The 16,600-nt window shown below is 61.5% G+C and carries 18 protein-coding genes and 2 pseudogenes; 15 read left to right on the top strand and 5 right to left on the bottom strand.

Features of this window, described 5'->3' with window-relative positions; genetic code table 11:
* Window positions 1-64: 64 nt before the first annotated feature.
* The 5 genes and pseudogenes from NKJ94_RS20750 to NKJ94_RS20730 all read left to right on the top strand — a co-directional run bounded on the left by NKJ94_RS20750 (window position 65) and on the right by NKJ94_RS20730 (window position 4,224).
* Window positions 65-352, top strand: a complete 288-nt coding sequence (locus tag NKJ94_RS20750; RefSeq protein WP_352527367.1) for a XapX domain-containing protein — start codon at window positions 65-67, stop codon at window positions 350-352.
* A gap of 26 nt (window positions 353-378) precedes the next feature.
* Window positions 379-2,268 carry an amidohydrolase gene (locus tag NKJ94_RS20745; RefSeq protein WP_352527366.1) on the top strand — a complete coding sequence of 630 codons (1,890 nt, stop codon included), beginning with the start codon at window positions 379-381 and terminating at the stop codon, window positions 2,266-2,268.
* Between the two features lie 15 nt (window positions 2,269-2,283).
* Window positions 2,284-2,732: pseudogene (locus NKJ94_RS20740) on the top strand (DoxX family protein).
* Between the two features lie 185 nt (window positions 2,733-2,917).
* Complete coding sequence (locus NKJ94_RS20735; RefSeq protein WP_352527365.1) at window positions 2,918-3,592, top strand: YoaK family protein; 675 nt, start codon at window positions 2,918-2,920, stop codon at window positions 3,590-3,592.
* A gap of 113 nt (window positions 3,593-3,705) precedes the next feature.
* Window positions 3,706-4,224 carry a Dps family protein gene (locus NKJ94_RS20730; protein WP_352527364.1) on the top strand — a complete coding sequence of 173 codons (519 nt, stop codon included), beginning with the start codon at window positions 3,706-3,708 and terminating at the stop codon, window positions 4,222-4,224.
* Window positions 4,225-4,999: 775 nt separating this feature from the next.
* On the opposite strand, the gene NKJ94_RS20725 is transcribed toward NKJ94_RS20730, so the two are convergent.
* Together NKJ94_RS20725 and choX are read right to left on the bottom strand one after the other, a co-directional pair.
* A complete protein-coding gene (locus NKJ94_RS20725) occupies window positions 5,000-6,019 on the bottom strand; it encodes an alcohol dehydrogenase catalytic domain-containing protein (RefSeq protein WP_352527363.1) in 1,020 nt (339 codons plus the stop codon).
* 12 nt (window positions 6,020-6,031) lie between these two features.
* On the bottom strand, window positions 6,032-6,961 hold the full coding sequence (gene choX / locus NKJ94_RS20720) for a choline ABC transporter substrate-binding protein (protein ID WP_352527362.1): 930 nt from the start codon (window positions 6,959-6,961) through the stop codon (window positions 6,032-6,034).
* A gap of 118 nt (window positions 6,962-7,079) precedes the next feature.
* Here choX and betI point away from each other — a divergent pair, with 118 nt between their 5' ends.
* From betI to NKJ94_RS20690, 6 genes are all read left to right on the top strand, one after another.
* Window positions 7,080-7,730 (top strand): transcriptional regulator BetI, encoded by a 651-nt coding sequence (betI, locus tag NKJ94_RS20715; RefSeq protein ID WP_352527361.1) that lies wholly within the window; start codon window positions 7,080-7,082, stop codon window positions 7,728-7,730.
* Window positions 7,731-7,981: 251 nt separating this feature from the next.
* A complete protein-coding gene (locus NKJ94_RS20710) occupies window positions 7,982-8,782 on the top strand; it encodes a tyrosine-type recombinase/integrase (protein ID WP_352527360.1) in 801 nt (266 codons plus the stop codon).
* A 195-nt stretch (window positions 8,783-8,977) separates the two neighbouring features.
* Window positions 8,978-9,328: an MbcA/ParS/Xre antitoxin family protein gene (locus NKJ94_RS20705; protein WP_352527359.1), complete on the top strand. Its 351-nt coding sequence runs from the start codon at window positions 8,978-8,980 to the stop codon at window positions 9,326-9,328.
* Window positions 9,329-9,336: 8 nt separating this feature from the next.
* Complete coding sequence (locus tag NKJ94_RS20700; RefSeq protein ID WP_352527358.1) at window positions 9,337-9,834, top strand: RES family NAD+ phosphorylase; 498 nt, start codon at window positions 9,337-9,339, stop codon at window positions 9,832-9,834.
* 63 nt (window positions 9,835-9,897) lie between these two features.
* A complete protein-coding gene (locus tag NKJ94_RS20695; RefSeq protein ID WP_352527357.1) occupies window positions 9,898-10,152 on the top strand; it encodes a hypothetical protein in 255 nt (84 codons plus the stop codon).
* Window positions 10,128-10,361: a hypothetical protein gene (locus NKJ94_RS20690; RefSeq protein ID WP_352527356.1), complete on the top strand. Its 234-nt coding sequence runs from the start codon at window positions 10,128-10,130 to the stop codon at window positions 10,359-10,361. The genes NKJ94_RS20695 and NKJ94_RS20690 overlap by 25 nt, the downstream gene beginning before the upstream one ends.
* A 361-nt stretch (window positions 10,362-10,722) precedes the next feature.
* On the opposite strand, the gene NKJ94_RS20685 is transcribed toward NKJ94_RS20690, so the two are convergent.
* Window positions 10,723-11,550, bottom strand: a complete 828-nt coding sequence (locus NKJ94_RS20685; RefSeq protein ID WP_352527355.1) for an aldo/keto reductase — start codon at window positions 11,548-11,550, stop codon at window positions 10,723-10,725.
* Between the two features lie 146 nt (window positions 11,551-11,696).
* On the opposite strand from NKJ94_RS20685, the gene NKJ94_RS20680 reads away from it, so the two are divergent.
* Complete coding sequence (locus NKJ94_RS20680) at window positions 11,697-11,876, top strand: hypothetical protein (protein WP_352527354.1); 180 nt, start codon at window positions 11,697-11,699, stop codon at window positions 11,874-11,876.
* A gap of 57 nt (window positions 11,877-11,933) precedes the next feature.
* A complete protein-coding gene (locus NKJ94_RS20675) occupies window positions 11,934-12,392 on the top strand; it encodes a nuclear transport factor 2 family protein (protein WP_352527353.1) in 459 nt (152 codons plus the stop codon).
* A gap of 71 nt (window positions 12,393-12,463) precedes the next feature.
* Here NKJ94_RS20675 and NKJ94_RS20670 read toward each other — a convergent pair whose 3' ends face one another.
* Complete coding sequence (locus NKJ94_RS20670; RefSeq protein ID WP_352527352.1) at window positions 12,464-13,426, bottom strand: LysR family transcriptional regulator; 963 nt, start codon at window positions 13,424-13,426, stop codon at window positions 12,464-12,466.
* A gap of 65 nt (window positions 13,427-13,491) precedes the next feature.
* On the opposite strand from NKJ94_RS20670, the gene NKJ94_RS20665 reads away from it, so the two are divergent.
* Both NKJ94_RS20665 and NKJ94_RS20660 read left to right on the top strand, forming a co-directional pair.
* On the top strand, window positions 13,492-13,980 hold the full coding sequence (locus tag NKJ94_RS20665; RefSeq protein WP_352527351.1) for a YybH family protein: 489 nt from the start codon (window positions 13,492-13,494) through the stop codon (window positions 13,978-13,980).
* A complete protein-coding gene (locus NKJ94_RS20660) occupies window positions 13,926-15,188 on the top strand; it encodes an NADPH:quinone reductase (protein ID WP_352527350.1) in 1,263 nt (420 codons plus the stop codon). The genes NKJ94_RS20665 and NKJ94_RS20660 overlap by 55 nt, the downstream gene beginning before the upstream one ends.
* A 147-nt stretch (window positions 15,189-15,335) precedes the next feature.
* Here the strand turns inward: NKJ94_RS20660 and NKJ94_RS20655 are convergent.
* A pseudogene (locus NKJ94_RS20655) lies at window positions 15,336-16,272 on the bottom strand (IS630 family transposase).
* Window positions 16,273-16,600 lie beyond the last annotated feature (328 nt).

The following is a 16,600-nucleotide window of genomic DNA, read 5'->3' as shown; positions in this document are numbered from 1 at the left end:
GAGTGGTGCCGGCGATTTCCCCGGCGGCACTCCGACAATCCCTTCCGTTCTCCTGGAGCGCCCCATGAAAGCCTATGTCATCTCGCTTGCCGCCGGCCTTCTGGTGGGCATCATTTATGGACTGTTGAACGTCCGCTCTCCGGCCCCACCCATCATCGCACTTGTCGGTCTTCTTGGCATTCTCATCGGCGAACAGCTTCCGCCGCTGATCAAGAACATGTGGCGCAGCGAGCCCGCGGCTCTTTCATGGCTGCATCAGGTGCGCCCCCATGTATTCGGGCATTTGCCGCAAGGCGGCTTGCCATCCGAGTCGCCGGGAAGCCAACGTGCGGACACGAGCGCGCAGGGCTGATTTCCAAACTTGCGAGACAATGAATCATGGACAAAAATACCACGGCAGACCTGATCCTGCATCATGGGCTGATCACTACGCTTGACCGTTCCAATCCGGCCGCGAGCGCCGTCGCCATCGAGCACGGCAAGGTTCTGGCCGTCGGCCGCGACCATGATATCATGGCATTGGGCGGCACCAGGACCAGGATTGTCGACCTCAAGGGCAAGCGCGTGCTGCCCGGGCTGATCGACAACCATACTCACGTCGTGCGTGGCGGCCTGAACTTCAACATGGAACTGCGCTGGGACGGCGTCCGATCGCTTGCCGACGCCATGGCGATGCTGAAGCGGCAGGTGGAAATCACCCCGCCGCCGCAATGGGTGCGGGTGATCGGCGGCTTCACCGAGCTCCAGTTCGCCGAGAAACGCCTGCCGACCATCAAGGAACTCAACGCTATCGCCCCCGACACGCCGGTCTTCATTCTCCATCTTTACGACCGCGCTCTTCTCAATGCCGCAGCCCTTCGCGCCGTCGGCTACACCAAGGAAACGCCGAACCCACCCGGCGGCGAGATCGCCCGCGATGCGGCCGGCAATCCGACCGGCTTGCTGCTCGCCAAGCCGAACGCCGGCATCCTCTATGCGACGCTTGCCAGGGGCCCCAAGCTGCCCTTCGACTACCAGGTCAATTCCACGCGCCATTTCATGCGCGAACTGAACCGGCTCGGCGTGACCGGCGTCATCGACGCCGGCGGCGGCTTCCAGAATTATCCAGACGATTACGCGGTTATCCAGAAGCTCGCCGATGACGGCCTCATGACGGTGCGTCTCGCCTACAATCTGTTCACGCAGAAGCCGAAGGAGGAGAAGGACGACTTCCTCAAATGGACCTCCTCGGTCAAATACAAACAGGGGACGGACTATTTCCGCCACAACGGCGCGGGCGAGATGCTCGTCTTCTCGGCCGCCGATTTCGAGGACTTCCGCGAGCCGCGTCCGGACATGCGGCCGGAAATGGAAGGCGACCTGGAGGAAGTCGTCCGGATCCTTGCGCAAAACCGCTGGCCCTGGCGGCTGCACGCCACCTATGACGAGACCATCAGCCGGGCGCTCGACGTCTTCGAGAAGGTCAACCAGGATATTCCGCTCGACGGCCTGAACTGGTTCTTCGACCACGCCGAGACGATTTCCGAGGAATCGATCGACCGGGTCGCGGCGCTGGGCGGCGGTATCGCCGTTCAGCATCGCATGGCCTACCAGGGCGAATATTTCGTCGAACGCTACGGCCAGGGCGCCGCCGAGGCGACACCACCGATCGCAAAGATGCTGGAGAGGGGTGTCCGCGTTTCGGCCGGCACCGACGCCACCCGCGTCGCCTCCTACAACCCATGGGTCTCGCTCTCCTGGATGGTCACGGGGCGCACGGTCGGTGGCATGCGGATCTATCCGCGCCGCAACTGCCTCGACCGCGAGACGGCTCTTCGCATGTGGACCGAGAATGTCACCTGGTTCTCGAACGACGAGGGCAAGAGAGGCCGGATCGAAAAAGGGCATCTCGCCGACCTCATTGTCCCCGACAAGGATTTCTTCGCCTGTGCCGAGGAAGAGATTTCGTTTCTTACTTCGGAACTCACTATTGTTGGAGGCAAGGTGGTCTATGGCGTTGGTGATTTCGCCGATCTCGACGAGAGCGCCGTTCCGCCCGCGATGCCGGACTGGTCACCGGTCCGCGTCTTCGGCGGCTATGGCGCCTGGGGCGAGGCGGACGGTATCGGGCGCCATTCGCTGCGAAGAACCGCGATCACCTCGTGCGGCTGTTCATCCGCATGCGGCGTGCACGGTCACAATCATGCCGGCGCCAGGCTTTCGAAGCTGCCGGTGTCCGACCTCAAGGGTTTTTTCGGCGCGCTCGGCTGCAGTTGCTGGGCCGTCTGATCCAGGGAGCCATTCATGAACACGAATACTATCGCGATTGAACAGGGACTCGCCGGCAGACTGCTCACCGCACCTACCCTGCGCATATTCGCGCTGCTCGCCTTGTGTGCGGCCTATATCCAGGGCCGCTCGTCAAGCTCCTCGATTTCGGCGGCGCTATCGCCGAGATGGAGCATTTCGGACTTCTGCCAGCACCGTTCTTCGCCGCCGTCGTTATCGTCTTCGAACTCGCGATGTCGGCGCTGATTCTGACTGGATACTGGCGTTGGATCGGAGCGCTGGCGCTTGCCGCCTTCACCCTCGCCGCGACACGGATCGCCCTGCGTTACTGGGAACTGCCGCCCGGCCTCGCGCAGTCCATGGCCATGAATGCGTTCTTCGAGCATGTCGGGCTTGCTGGAGCCTTTGTCCTTGTTGCCGGAAACGACCTTGCCAGTCGCCGGATGTCAGGACCAGCCGAATGAACGAGCCGACCCGCGGCGGGCCGCTTCCCTATAATCCCATTCTTTCGGAAGGGATTCTATTACGGACGTCCATCAAGGATAGCGCGCTTCAGATGATAAGGATCGTGAGGGGTGATCGTTGTCCTTGCACACGCCCTGAGTTCGGTGTGAATCGCTTAGGGAACATAAGGTAAGCGGAGATCATCATGACCAGACCGTCGCTCGGCGTGCTCCTCAGTTTCAACGGCGGTTATGTCGACACGATGGGCTTCCTGGCCTTTGCCGGCCTCTTTACTGCCCATGTCACGGGGAACTTCGTGACCTTGGGGGCAGCGCTCGTCTTCGGAACGACAGGGATTATCGCGAAGCTGCTCGCATTGCCGGTCTTCTGCATCGTCATCCTGCTGACGAGCGTGCTGTCCTTGCGCCTCAAGCTCGCCGGACGAAGAGCCATCGTCACGCTCCTCTCCCTGAAATTTATGCTCTTCACGATCGCCGCCATCGCCGCCTTCGTTCACGGCCCTGTCTCGAATGGCGACTCGCCTGCCGCCATCACCATCGGGATGATCCTCGTAACGGCCATGGCGATCCAGAACGGGCTGCATCGAGCCTATCTTTCCAAGCTGCCGCCGACGACGCTGATGACCGGCACGACGACGCAGATCATGATCGATCTCGCCGACCTCATGACGGCAACCGACCACTCGCGCGAGGTCAAGCAGCGGCTGAAGCGCATGGCAACCAGCCTTCTCAGCTTTGCGATTGGATGCGCTGCCGCAGCACTCGCCTTCGTCGCCTCTCCGACCTGGTGCTTCGTCGTGCCTCCAGTGCTGGTCGGCCTCAGCTTGCTGACCCCTTCCGGCCAACCTTCCCAGGCGTGAGCCCGACAATCTCAAGGAAGCACGCCGTGCAAAACAAAGGATCGAGCGGTTTTCGCATCAATCCCCCGAACGGCGGACCGGTCGTCCGCCCTTGCAACACCAGGAACTGCCTCATGAACACGACCGTAAAGTCACACACAGCTTATGATCTGAAGACACCGACCGGCCTCTGTACGAACGCGACGAAAGACATCGGCGCCGCCGCGACGGTGCTACTCGCCGACATCTTTGCTCTCTATCTGAAGAGGAAGAATTTCCACTGGCATATGTCGGGTCCGCATTTCCGCGACTACCACCGTCTGCTCGACGATCAAAGCGCGGAGATCGTTGCGATGACCGATCCGCTGGCAGAGCGGGTCCGCGCTCTCGGCGCCGGCACCATCAAGTCGATCGGAGACATTTCCCGCCGGCAGCGGCTCCAGGACAACGACGCGGATTTCGTTCACCCGCACGAAATGCTCGCCGAACTGCGTCAGGACAATGCAACACTCGTCGCGAGCATGCGCCCGATGCACGATCTCTGCGACGAATATGGCGACGTGGCCACCGGCAGCCTGCTGGAGAACTGGATCGACGAGAGCGAGAAGCGCGTCTGGTTTCTATTCGAGACGCTGCGCGGCACCAACGGATGACAGTCGGAACTCAATGGATGTCAGATTTTCACCGACCGAAGCTCGCCGCAATGGTAACGTCGGCGGGCGCAACACGAGATGCCGCCCAACATCAACGCCGACGACACACCTGTGAAGCCCGGCAGATCGGTGTCGCGAGCACCGAAGACGCCGGCTGGAGGCATGTGTCGTCTTCGGGCAGGATGAACCAGTGGCAACCTCCCGCGCCGACCGCCAAATCCGTTGATGGCCGCCGAAGCAGCGTTCATGCCAATCAAGAAGGCTGCGGCTCCGGTTCATGGGACCTCGGCTGGTCCAATTGGCCGCCGTGTCGCCACCGACGGCCTGCCGTACAAGCTTTAAATGCACCACGATAGCCCATGCGGCGGCGCGCAGGGCGGCCTCGGGAGCCGATATGGACGGAGGTTCGCCAGTTATGAATTGGCTGACGAACCAAAATATACCGGTAAGCATTGATAAATAACGATAATGGTAGGCCCGGAGGACATGTTCAAACCTTTGATTTTATTGCTTTTTTCGTGGGCCAAAATCAGAAGCTTTCCCGTATCGTTCCGTATGATCTCGCCGCTGATTTAGCTCGAACTCGCGATTCTGCAGACGCTAGCAGGTACAATGCCCATGCCCATGCTCATACATGGCCGCGTTTCCTTATGGCTGCTTGCGCCATAAACGTCATTCGCTGACTCACGGGTTGCCCACCAGATCAGCGCAGCGCCGCCACCGCATTGCTCGTCATACATCTGGCTGTCAGCCAGCAGATCAAGTTGTTGGATCGTCAGGTGTCGGCACCAAAGACAATCGCCAGCCGCCCTTCGGCGTTTCCCGCCTTCAACCGGTCCAGTGCGCTGGTCACCCCGGCGAGCGTGACGCGCTCTACCTGTGCCTCGAACGGCTTTGCCTCATGCAGTTGAATCAGTTCGTGCATCTGCGCGCGCGTGCCGACGCTGGTACCCGTTATCCAGACACCACTCGCGGTGAGCCACTCCTGGCTGAGGGGCACCGGTTGCGAGACCATCGCCGCTGCGATGATCCTGCCACGGGGACGGATTGCCGCGACCATGGCATCCCAGGTTGCTGGCGTCGGCGCAAAATTGATGCACACATGGGCACGCAGGTGCGCCGGCCAGTTGACGGCGAGGCCAGGTGAGGCACGAAGTGTGTGCTCGGCGCCAAGCGAAGCTGCAAGCTGGAGCTTGGCCTCATCCGTATCAACGGCGACGACCACTGCGCCGAGCCGCCGGGCGATCTGGATCGCATACAGGCCCAAGCCGCCGCAGCCGAATACGGCACAGATCTCGCCGGCAACGACCCCCGCCCGCCTCACCGCGCCAAAGGCGGTCAGGCCCGCGCACATTAATGGCGCCAATATGGCCGCAGCACCTTCGTCCGGCACGCGCGCTGCGAAACGTGCATCGGCCACGACGTATTCGGCAAAAGTGCCCGCGACATCGAAGCCATGGGCCCGCTGGTGCTGGCAGAAAGCTTCCATTTCGGAGTGGCATTCATCGCAGCGGCCACAGGTATCGTGAAGCCAGGCGATGCCGGCACGCTCGCCAAGGCGCCAGTCCGTGACGCCAGTGCCCACCTGCACGACCCTGCCCACGCCCTCATGGCCGAGTATCGCCGTCAGTTGCCCCGATACTGGCCGCAGATGCCCTTGCCACACATGCACGTCGGTATGGCATATGCCACTCGCCTCCAGACGAACCAGCAATTGTCCGGGACCCGGTTCCGGCCGCGGCACACTCATGATGCGCAGCGGCTGACCCGCGCGTTCCAGCACGGCTGCAAGCATGCTGTGGCTCATCTAAAGGCCGAGTGCGCTTTTCACGACCGGCAAGCCTGGCTGACCGTCAAGGGTCGAGACCCCATCCAGCCATTTCGCGAGCTTGTCGGGGTTGCGCTTGATCATCTCGCGGGCGGCTTCGTCGGCGGATTTTTCCTCTCCAAGGATCATCCGCATGCCATAGTTTTCGTAAGTGAGATCGAAGGCCAGATTGGCGAACAGCTTGGCCGCGTTGGGGCATTCTGCCGAAAAGCCCTTGCGGCCGATGGTGCGCACAGTGGCACCGCCGAAATTCGGCCCGAACTCGACGTCTCCGCCCGACAGGTAGGTTATCTTGTAATCGAGATTCATCGGATGCGGTTCCCAGCCGAGGAATACGACCCAGCTCTTATCTGCCACGGAGTTTGAGACCTGCGTCAGCATTGCTGCCTCGCTGGACTCCACAATCTGCCAATCGCCAAGCCCGTGTCGGTTGGCCGCCACCATGTCGAGCAGCGGCTTGTTCGATCCCGCCTCGATGCCATAGATCTTGCGGCCGAACTTGTCGGCGTGGGCTGCGAGATCATCGAAGCTTTTGACCCCCTGGTCCGCAACATATTGCGGAACCACGAGCGTATATTTGGCGCCCTCCAGGTTCACGCCCAGCACTTCGACCGATCCTTCATCGAAGTATGATTTGTATTCCTCGTCCTGGACCGGCCGCCAGTTGCCCAGAAACACATCCATGTCGTTTTCCCTCAAGGCCGAATAGGCGACGCCGAGGCCGAGCAAGGTCTGCGAGGCATCGTAGCCCAGGGCATCGAGGATCACCTCGGCGGTGGTGTTGGTCAGGGCGATGTCGGTCCAGCCAAGATCCGCCATGCGGACCTTCTGACACTGCGCCTCATCGGCGGCCATGGCGGGTGAAGCGATCAACCCCGAAAACAAGGCAAAGACGACTGTCGTGCGCATTTGTGGTTCCCCTTTTTCTCGTTGAGACGGACTGCCAGCTGACGCTATGGCGTTTGCGCTGTATGTCAATATAGAATCTTGTATGAGCGTACAAAAATCTAATTTGCTAGAAAGGGAAATGGCGACTCAGAGCAAGCGAACCAGAATCGAGGACATCCGGCGGATCGAGCTGATCGCGGCCGCGCGCCGCGTGTTCCTCGAACATGGGCTGCAAGGCATGACCTCTGCCCGCATATGCCGCGAAGCCGGCATGTCGCCCGGCATTCTCGCTTATTATTTCAAGGGCAAGGACGAAGTCCTGTTCGGCATGGTGCGCTACAACAACCGCCTGCTGATGGAAGATGTCATCGCGCGGCTGCGCACGGCACGGACCGGTTGGGCACGGTTGGAAGCGATCGTTGAAGGAAACTTTCCCGCCACGGCTTTTACCCGCCCCATCGCCAACGCCTGGCTGTCAGTCTGCGCCGAGGCAGGCGTAAACCCGCAATATGCCCGGCTGCAGAGGCTGTTTTACCAGCGATTGCGCTCAAATCTGGCTTCGGTGTTTGAAGGGATGTTCGATGCGACACGCCTTCGCGAGGCGAGCCTCATCATCGCTGCCCTGATCGATGGACTTTGGCTGCGTAAGGCGGCCGCCGACGATGTCGGTCGCGACGAAGCCATAACCCTGGTGTTTAACGGGATCCGATCTCTGTTGAGCAATGGGGAGGAACAGCAGTTGCGTCGCCCATCGAAACGTGAACCCCAGAGGGCAACTCCGGCCGCGTGATCTCGTCGATTGAAAGCGATCGCTCCCCGCTTGTTTGAGCATAGCTCTCCCCACGGCTGACCAGCAGGCAGGCCCAAATTGCCGCTAGCCTAATCTAGCGTAATCCCCCTGCGCTATCGTCGACGGCTGTGGTCGGTCGGTCCAAAGCTGCCAGCTCGGTGTGAGTTTGCGTACGATCAGCCATTCGGCTCATCGGAGGGAATGTCGTTCGGAGCAATCTCGGAGCGTGGCGGACGCGCGCGGCTACGCGAATGGACATTGAGCTGTTTAAGACAGGCGTCGTAACCGGAAAGACCGTCAGAGACGAAAAGCTCGGGCCACGGCGTCGGTCGATCGTGAAAGGCGGCAAGGGTGCGCTGACTCGCACACTAGGGCTTCTTGGTGCGATCTTTGCCTGGGGCATCGATAATGGGCATGTCGAGCAGAATCCGGTACGGGGGGTTCGTCGTTTTGCGGATGCGCAGAAGAAGGCACTCCTAACCGGCGATCAGTATCCCGCGCTGGCAGAAGCCCTTCATACAGTTGAGCAGAAACGCGATCGCCACGGCGCACCCAGGCACAGCCAGATTGGAATCGCTGCCATTCGCTTCATTGCGCTGAGCGGTGTCCGGCGTGGCGAATGTCAACAGTTGCGCTGGGACGAGGTAGATGCTCTGGGAACTTGCCTCGCCCTTGGCGAGACCAAGACCGGACCATCCTTGCGGCCGCTCAGCCAGGCTGCATTTGCGATGATCGATAGTTTGGAGCCGATTTCGGACTACGTGTTTGCTGCCGGGCCTGAGCAGGCCGGTTACCAGGGGCCACCTGGCCTCTGGGAGATGGTTCAGAAAACGGCACGCCTTTCGGCTGAGACCGCCGCGGCCACGTGCCGTGACGAAAAGCCTCCCGAGGGCGGCCCGCTCGATGCCGTGACTTTGCATGGTTTGCGCCATAGCTTCGGGGGCGTTGCGGAACAGCTCGGGGCGACGATTACGACGATTGCCGCGATGCTGGGGCACCGGCTCAGCGGGGTGACCGGTGGCTATATCCTGAACGCGTGGATAGCTTGCTGATCGATGCGGCGAACGGAGTGGCGACCATATCGCTGCGCTGATGCGTGGCGAGGCAGCATCCGCACGGGTGATACAGTTTCGTCCCAGAGGCAGGAGCGCAAGCTCAAAGGCGGAAGCGAGCGTGCCAACCATTGAATGCCGCCAGATTTGACGCCATATTGCGTCATAATATGAGCCGACCACAGGAAGCAGCTGATGGGCCTGATTCAATATTCCGACAACGGATTTTTCGCGCCGCGCAAGATCGCGGAGGCTCTCCGAACGACCAGCGAGGAAGTTGCGAAGACTGCCGGCCTCGGCAAGGACGCCGTCCAGCGCAAAGACCGCGTTCGGTCGGACAAAACCCAGCGTCGGCTGCGCGAAATGGTGGAGATCGTAAATAAGGTCGAGCCGCGCCTCGGCTCGGCGCTCATGGCCTATGCATGGTATCGGTCCGAACCGTTGCCCGGCTTCTCCGGGCAGACGGCCATGCAACTGGTCCGTAGCGGTCGGGCTGACGAGGTGCTCGACTATATCGACGCTGTCGATGCCGGCATCCACGCCTGACCCGGTGGATGCAGTATCGAGGCAAGCTCTATCGGGCGCTAAACCCCATTTACGCGCGCGCGGCGCGTTCGGGTCGCGGTGCTGAGCTTTACGGCGGTCGGTTCAATCCGAAGGGCACTCCCGCACTCTATACATCCCTCTCCGTGCTGACTGCGCTGCGGGAAGCAAATCAGGTCGGCAATTTGCAGCCGACCACGCTAGTCTCCTACGATGCAGACATCGAGCAGATCTTCGACAGCCGGGACGAACAGGCGCTTCTGGCCGAGAGTGTTGATGCCGGCGCGCTTGCTGATAGCTCCTGGCGCGACCAGATGAAGGCGACCGGTGAGGCAGTGACGCAGGCATTTGCCCGAAGACTGATCGGCCTTGGCTATCACGGATTGCTCGTCAGGAGCTTTGTGCTGGGCGCGACCGCGGACGATGTCAATCTCGTGCTCTGGACGTGGGGAGATGCCCCGCCCTCTCGCCTGACCCTTATCGACGATGAGGGTCGGCTGTCGCGGTGAGCTGGTACGGCGGCCCGGAAGATCGGTCTCCTCGGCGGCATCACCTATGCAGTGGAGCTCGGGATGATCCTCGAGCAGAACCCTGTGCATGGCGTTCGCAAACCGAAGGACAGGGTCAACGCCCGCCGTCTCAGCGAGCAGAAGTATCGCACGCTCGGCGATATTCTGCGGCAGGCGGTCGAGGACGGACAATATGAGGCCACCGCAGAAATGATCGGGGTGATCGCCCTAACGGGCTGCTGGCGCAGCGAGGTCATCAGTCTGCGTTGCGGCGAAGTCGATATCGAGGGCAGTTGCGGCATTCCTTCGCCTCGGTAGCGTCAGAGCTCGGTTATACCGAGCCGACCATCGCAGCGATGTTGGGTCATGCAGCGGGCACGATCACCAGCCGGTACATTCATCATCTCGACAGCGTCCTGATCTCAGCGGCCGACAATGTCGCCGCCACGATCCAAGCGATGATGGTCGCGCAGCCGGGCAAAGACGAGCCGACACGAGATAACCGCATCTCGGCCACAGGCCCGTAGCGATTCCGGATATTCGTTTGATTCTGCCTGGCGCGACCGGAATGCCCAAGTCGTTTATGCATTGTTTCGACACGGGCTGGTTCGGGACTTCGATCGCTCACGAGCGGCTATTGTCAGGTCCGCAAATTCAGACTGTGACACGAGCCCCGTTCGGGCGTCCGCGGACGGTATCGCGAGGATAACTTGGCCGACTTAGCTTAACTCTGGCGTGCTGTCGTAGCCGACGGAGGCCACGTCTTTGAGGCCTGGTCCGTCGATGGGAATCGCGAAACGGCGCGAGACACTGGGCGACCGGAACATGGATGCCGACATTCACGCCTTGTGCAATTCCACCCTGCCAAAGCGCCTGCGCCGGTGAACTTCACTCGAGGGCGTCCCACTCCGGAGCGAAGGGGGGCCGGACGAAGCGCTGGTCTTTCGGCAGAGCGGCGATCTGCGCGCGATCCTCGTCGTCGAGCCGGATGCCGAATGCGTCGAGATTGGCCTTCTCGCTTTCGGGGCGCGCGGCTTTCGGGATCACGATGACGTCCTCCTGATCCAGAAGCCAGGCGATGGCCACCTGCGCGGCGCTGCAGCCATGCTTACGTCCGAGGGCAGCGAGTGTCGCGTCGCTCGCGGCCCGACCCTGAGCGAGCGGTGCGTAGCCCGTCAAGGGGATGTCTTTGCCCCGCAGGTAGGACAGCATCGGGTCCTGCGAAAGGAACGGATGGTATTCGACCTGAACGCTCGCGATAGGCGCACCGATCTCCTCCGCGGCATGGCGGATCATGGGCAGGTTGAAGTTGCACACGCCGATCGTACGCGTAAGGCCGCGCTCTCGCACAGACATCAGCGCCTCAGCGTCGTCGCCATGTCCATGTCTCTCGACGGCCACGTGGCTCATGTAAAGATCGACATGGTCGAGCCGCAGCTTGCCCAGGCTGGCGTCAAAGGCCCGGCGGAGCGCATCCGGCGCAAGCTGGTCGTGCCAGGCCTTCGTCGTGACGAAGAGCTCGTTCCGGTTCACGCCGGACGCCTTGATGGCGGCGCCGACCGCGGCCTCGTTCTCGTACATCGCCGCGGTGTCGATATGCCGGTAGCCGACCGCTATCGCGCTCTCGACGACCGGCTGGGCGTCGCCCCCTGGCACGCGGAACGTGCCGAAGCCAATGCGCGGAATCGCAACGCCCTGTGTGGTGATTGATTCCATGATGGTGTCCTTTCGCGGATGTGGCGGCGGCAGGGCACACGCGCCCGCCGCCGCTTCGCGCCGCCGGCTGGTTCGAAAGTCCATGCGGCAAGTCCTGATCGTGTCAGGCGGCTGCCTTGGCCCGGCTCGCCTCGAGGAGTTCGGCGATGACGCTGTCGAGCGTCGTCGTACCTTTGACCGCCGACCGGCCGTGGTCGCTGAAATCGATCCATCCCTCGTTGAAGCCGTCGAGCCACGAGGACGGGCTGGCTTTCTGGGGGCCGCAGCCACCGTCGGATTTCGTCCATAACTACGAGATGGATCCGGACGCCAGACTGCCCGTCTGAACGGGCAAGCAGACATGTTCGACTTGAGACGTCAGAAAACCCGTAGGAGGAGCCGTTATGGGCATAGTTCACACGACAATGACCGACGAGCAGCGAAAGTCGGTCGCCCTTGAGTACCTCAAGTCTCTCGATCGCGGCTCGACTTCGGACGAGCGACCATTCCTTGAACTGTTTGCCGAGGACGCCGTCGTCTATTTCCCGAAATGGGGCGTAGCCCACGGCCGTAGCGAAATCGGCAAGCTATTCGGTGATGTCGGTGCGACCTTCAAGTCGATCCGTCATCACAGCCAGGACTTCAATTACATCTTCTCCGGGTCCGACACGATCGTCGTCGAGGGCAGAAGCAGCGGCGAACACCGCGACGGCCCGTGGGAGGCCGACCATCCGGCCTGGGGCGCCGGCCGTTGGTGCGACGTGTTCGAAATCCGCGATTTTCTGATCCAGCGTGTGTCCATCTATCTCGACCCAGACTATGCCGGGAAGGACACCGCTCGCTATCCGTGGATCAGTGCGTAACAGCAAATCTCCGATGTTGGTTCACCCCGGTGGGGCCAGCGGGCTCGCTGCTCTGCGTGTACGCGCACAGCTCATGAAATTTTTGCAGCGGGAAGGACAAGAAACTTCGCGACATGATGCCTCTGGCAGAAATCCAGGTAGGCCCGGACGATGCTGGAAGGATTCCGATGCGAAGGATAGAGCAGGTTGACCTGCTGTTCTGGCATCGGGTGGTCGGCAAGCACGGCGCATAGCTGGCGGCTCCGTATGGGTTCGGCGGCCAGGAACGGAGGCAGTTCCGTGACGACCTCGCCGGCCAGCGCCCGGCCCCGAAGCTGCAGATAATCGTTTGTGGTCAGCACCGCCTTCGGCTCGATGATATGCTCGCCGAGCCGCCAGATGCCTTGCGTGTTGGCGTCCCGGCACCAGGTAGCGCAAGGAAAGCGGTGCAGTGCATCGGGAGTAGCGGGCGTTCCCAATCGCTCCAGCAGTGCGGGACTGGCAACCAGCCCGTGGCGATAGGAGAGCAGTCGCCGCGCCACCATCGACTCGTGCAGGACATCTCCAACGCGCAACGCGACGTCGATTCCATCCTGGACGAGGTCGACTCGGCGGCCGGTGGTGTACACGCTCAGCTGAATGTCGGGATGTTGTCGCTGGAAGGCGCCGAGCAGTTCCCACCAAGGTTCGAAGGCCGTCGGCAGGGAGAGCCGAAGTCGTCCCCTTAGACGCGCCTGGTCGCTCCTGACCGCCTGTTCGGCCTCGACGAATGCCTCGACCCCTCTGGTCGCATGCTCATACAAACGCGTTCCGGCGTCTGTCAGCCGGGTGCCTCGAACGGAGCGCTCGAGCAGCTGCACCTTCAGTTCCCGCTCGAGTTCGCGGATCCGGCGGCTGAGCGTCGGCAGCGGAATGCCCGTCTGCTGCGCGGTGGCCGACAGGCTGCCGCGCTGTACGACACTCACGAACATCTGCAGGGCATTTAGGTCCACGGCTCGGTTCCCTATCAAATATGAGAGGGAGATTACCAGATACGTGCATAGAACACCATCCATGAGCGGACTAATTTGCCGATATCCGCAAACGGGATGTGTTCTCGGGCGAGCGGCAACAGGAGAGAATGATGTCTATAATCCTTCGCAAGAACCTAGCAGCGCTGGCACTTGCTGTGCTTCCTCTGATCGTGCTGGCGGCGCCAGCCAAGTCAAACGAACCGGTCAAAGCCGCCATAACGCAACAGCTTCAAAGCTACGAGCAGGCGCTTAACAACTCCGACGCCAAAGCTGTCGTGAAGCTTTACACGGACGATAGTGTGTTGATGCCGCAAGAGACCCCAACCGTCGTGGGCATCAAGGCAGTCGAGCAATTCTACGTTGCGACGTTCCAGGCGATCGACATCAACCTCCATTTCCAGATCGCCGAGATCCAGGTCGTTTCTGATGAATGGGCGTTTTTGCGAACGACATCCGCTGGCACCATGAAGATTCACGCCACCGGCAACGAAGTTCCGTCGCACAATCAGGAACTGTTTGTGTTGCACAAGGAGGTCGGGGCGTGGAAGCTCGCTCGCTACAGCTTCTCTTCCACCCTTCCGCCAGCGCAACGCTGATCGTCGGGAGACTTTCGGTGACTTCGCGAGCGGGTCCGAACAGTCTGTTTGATGAAAGCAGGCTCCTGATCATCGTCGGCGATCAGACACGGATCATCGCCGACGCCCGCGTGGAGAACCGGGCCGCTCGTTCAATCCGGCAGCTCACCGCCAAACGAAACACTACTTCGCGAGGAACGACGATGCGTGCAGCCTGGTATGAAAAGCACGGCTCCGCCCGAGATGTGCTTGTGGTCGGCGAGATGATTGACCCCGAGCCAACCGATGGTGAAGTTCGTATTCGCTTGGCCGTATCGGGGATCAATCCCGGCGATATGAAGAAACGGTCCGGCTGGCAGGGCGCGCCGATGCGCTATGCCCGGGTGATTCCGCACAGCGACGGCGCCGGCGTCATCGACGCCGTCGGCGCGGGCGTGTCACCAGACCGCATCGGACAGCATGTCTGGTGCTATGGCGCCCAACCCTATCGGCCGTTCGGGACGGCGGCCGAGTTGGTTGTGGTGCGTGCGGAGTTCGCAGTGCCCTTGCCATTCTCGGCGCGCAATGCGAGCGAAGTGGAGCTGGCAGAGCAGGCCGCATGTCTGGGGATCGCCGGTATCACCGCGCATAGGGCGATCTTCGCCGACGGCTCCGTCGCGGGACTTAGCGTGCTCGTTCACGGCGCGGCCGGCGGCGTTGGCTCGATCGCTGTGCAACTGGCCCGCCGAGATGGGGCCCAAGTCATCGCGATTGTCCGTGACCAGGCGCAGGTGAACGCGGTCGGCGAAATCGGCGCGCATCATGCGTTCCTCGCCGATGACCCAGACCTTGTCGCCCACATCCGCCAGGCAGCACCCGATGGCGTGCATCGAATAGCGGAGGTCGACCTTGCGTCGCATATTGAGGTCGACGCCGCGGTCATCGCTGTCGGCGGGGTGATCAGCGCCTACTATTCGTCACAGGATCGCCCGGCAATCCCGTACTGGCAGCTCGGCTTCGCCAATGTTACGCTTCGATTGCTCGGCAGCGACGACTTCAACCCGTCGGTCAAAGCGCAGGCCACCCGCGAACTCACCGACGCGCTGATAGACGGATCGCTGCGTGTGAACATCGCGGCCCGATTTCCTCTCGCAGAAATCGCGCATGCACACGAACTCCTTGAACAAGGCGCGGGCGGTCGTGTGCTTATCCAGCTTGCCGAGCGAAATTTCGCAACGTGCGAGCTCTAACAGAATTCCCTATCGCGACAGCGCCTAATCGCAGGACGTGCGCCGTCCCCACCGCAGAGTTGCTCGCGGTTCGCGGACCCGCTCCCATCAACAACGGCTCCGGATCGCCGCTCACGTAGCGATAACCGAGCCGCGGACTAGAGCCTTTCACGTTTTGATGGAAGCGTAGCCGGCGTTTGCGAAGTAGTTGTTGCATTCGGTTGCCTCGATCGTTTCAACGAGGTGGCCGATGTGGCGCCAAGTGTCCTCGACGGTACGTTTCTGAGCTTGGCGCATCCAGTGTTTGATTTTGGCAAAGGCCTGCTCGATCGGATTGAGGTCTGGGGAGTAGGGCGGTAGGTACCAAAGCCTGGCGCCGGCCGCCTTGATCATCTGCCTGATGGCCGCCGACTTATGACTTCCCAGATTATCCATGACGACGATGTCGCCGGGTTTCAGCACGGTGATGAGCTGCTGCTCGACATAGGCGCGGAAGCATTGGCCGTTGATTGGCCCGTCGAAGACGCAAGGTGCCGCGAGCCTATCGCAGCGCAGCGCGCCGAGGAAGCGTGCGCCAGTGGCCGTGCGGGGCCAAGCCGCGCAGCCGTTCGCCCTTCGGCCCCCAACCGCGCAGCGGAGCCATGTTGGTCTTGATCCAGGTCTCGTCGATGAAGACCAGATGCTGCGGATCGAGGCCGGCCTGCCAAGAGCGCCATCGCTGACGCCTGCGGGCAATATCAGCGCGCGCCTGCTCAAGGGCGAACAGCGTTTTTTTTGAAGCTCAGGCCCTCGCGCCTCAAGAACATCCAGACCGCGTTGTGCGAGACCTTGACCCCGCGTGCGGCCAACTCATCCTTCAGACCATGCAGTGTCAGATGCGGCGTCTCACGCACACGCGCCTCGATGAAGGCACGGTGCGGCTCCAGCACCCTCTTGCGATGTCCGCCCATCTTGCCAGGCGCAACCGAGCCAGTCGCCCGATGGCGCTGCAACAACTTCACCGCCGCGAAATGCCGAACCGTTTCGCGGCCGACCGGCGGCTCTCGCCACCCAAAACCGCCGCTACAACACGTTCGCGAAGATCATCCGAAAGAGGTCGCGTCATCCGATGCTGGCCTCCACTCCAGCCAGCATCTTGAATCACAAAACCGACTGATCCGGAATCCCCTTCGATTCCGTCAAATCAGGAACCGCTCTAAGCCAGGATACAATCGGACACCGTAGTTCGGCTGGCGAGCGCCGCCTGCCAGCGGCGGCTCACGAGACCTGTCGGCGGCCCCATCGCAAGAATGAAAATGGAAGTGAAGCAGAACTTTCGTGTGCAGTTTTGCACACGCACTCCAATAACTGATTGAGTTTATTCGCTTATATGTCCAATCCACCAATAGACGCGGTTAAGCTGTGTTAGACTGGACCGGCTTGCCCGAGCCTCG

Source organism: Mesorhizobium sp. M0060 (assembly GCF_040323155.1).
In the GTDB taxonomy this organism is placed as follows: domain Bacteria; phylum Pseudomonadota; class Alphaproteobacteria; order Rhizobiales; family Rhizobiaceae; genus Mesorhizobium.
This window is presented reverse-complemented; position numbering and strand designations above follow the sequence as displayed.

Bases quoted from the DNA above. Each gene is read 5' to 3' on its own strand.
- NKJ94_RS20670 (WP_352527352.1), bottom strand. From the start codon at position 13,426: ATGGATGGTGTTCTATGCACGTATCTGGTAATCTCCCTCTCATATTTG.
- NKJ94_RS20680 (WP_352527354.1), top strand. From the start codon at position 11,697: ATGACGCTGTCGAGCGTCGTCGTACCTTTGACCGCCGACCGGCCGTGG.
- NKJ94_RS20750 (WP_352527367.1), top strand. From the start codon at position 65: ATGAAAGCCTATGTCATCTCGCTTGCCGCCGGCCTTCTGGTGGGCATC.
- NKJ94_RS20685 (WP_352527355.1), bottom strand. From the start codon at position 11,550: ATGGAATCAATCACCACACAGGGCGTTGCGATTCCGCGCATTGGCTTC.
- NKJ94_RS20700 (WP_352527358.1), top strand. From the start codon at position 9,337: ATGCAGTATCGAGGCAAGCTCTATCGGGCGCTAAACCCCATTTACGCG.
- betI (WP_352527361.1), top strand. From the start codon at position 7,080: ATGGCGACTCAGAGCAAGCGAACCAGAATCGAGGACATCCGGCGGATC.
- NKJ94_RS20665 (WP_352527351.1), top strand. From the start codon at position 13,492: ATGATGTCTATAATCCTTCGCAAGAACCTAGCAGCGCTGGCACTTGCT.
- NKJ94_RS20735 (WP_352527365.1), top strand. From the start codon at position 2,918: ATGACCAGACCGTCGCTCGGCGTGCTCCTCAGTTTCAACGGCGGTTAT.
- NKJ94_RS20705 (WP_352527359.1), top strand. From the start codon at position 8,978: ATGGGCCTGATTCAATATTCCGACAACGGATTTTTCGCGCCGCGCAAG.
- NKJ94_RS20695 (WP_352527357.1), top strand. From the start codon at position 9,898: ATGATCCTCGAGCAGAACCCTGTGCATGGCGTTCGCAAACCGAAGGAC.
- NKJ94_RS20710 (WP_352527360.1), top strand. From the start codon at position 7,982: ATGGACATTGAGCTGTTTAAGACAGGCGTCGTAACCGGAAAGACCGTC.
- choX (WP_352527362.1), bottom strand. From the start codon at position 6,961: ATGCGCACGACAGTCGTCTTTGCCTTGTTTTCGGGGTTGATCGCTTCA.
- NKJ94_RS20675 (WP_352527353.1), top strand. From the start codon at position 11,934: ATGGGCATAGTTCACACGACAATGACCGACGAGCAGCGAAAGTCGGTC.
- NKJ94_RS20725 (WP_352527363.1), bottom strand. From the start codon at position 6,019: ATGCTTGCAGCCGTGCTGGAACGCGCGGGTCAGCCGCTGCGCATCATG.
- NKJ94_RS20745 (WP_352527366.1), top strand. From the start codon at position 379: ATGGACAAAAATACCACGGCAGACCTGATCCTGCATCATGGGCTGATC.
- NKJ94_RS20730 (WP_352527364.1), top strand. From the start codon at position 3,706: ATGAACACGACCGTAAAGTCACACACAGCTTATGATCTGAAGACACCG.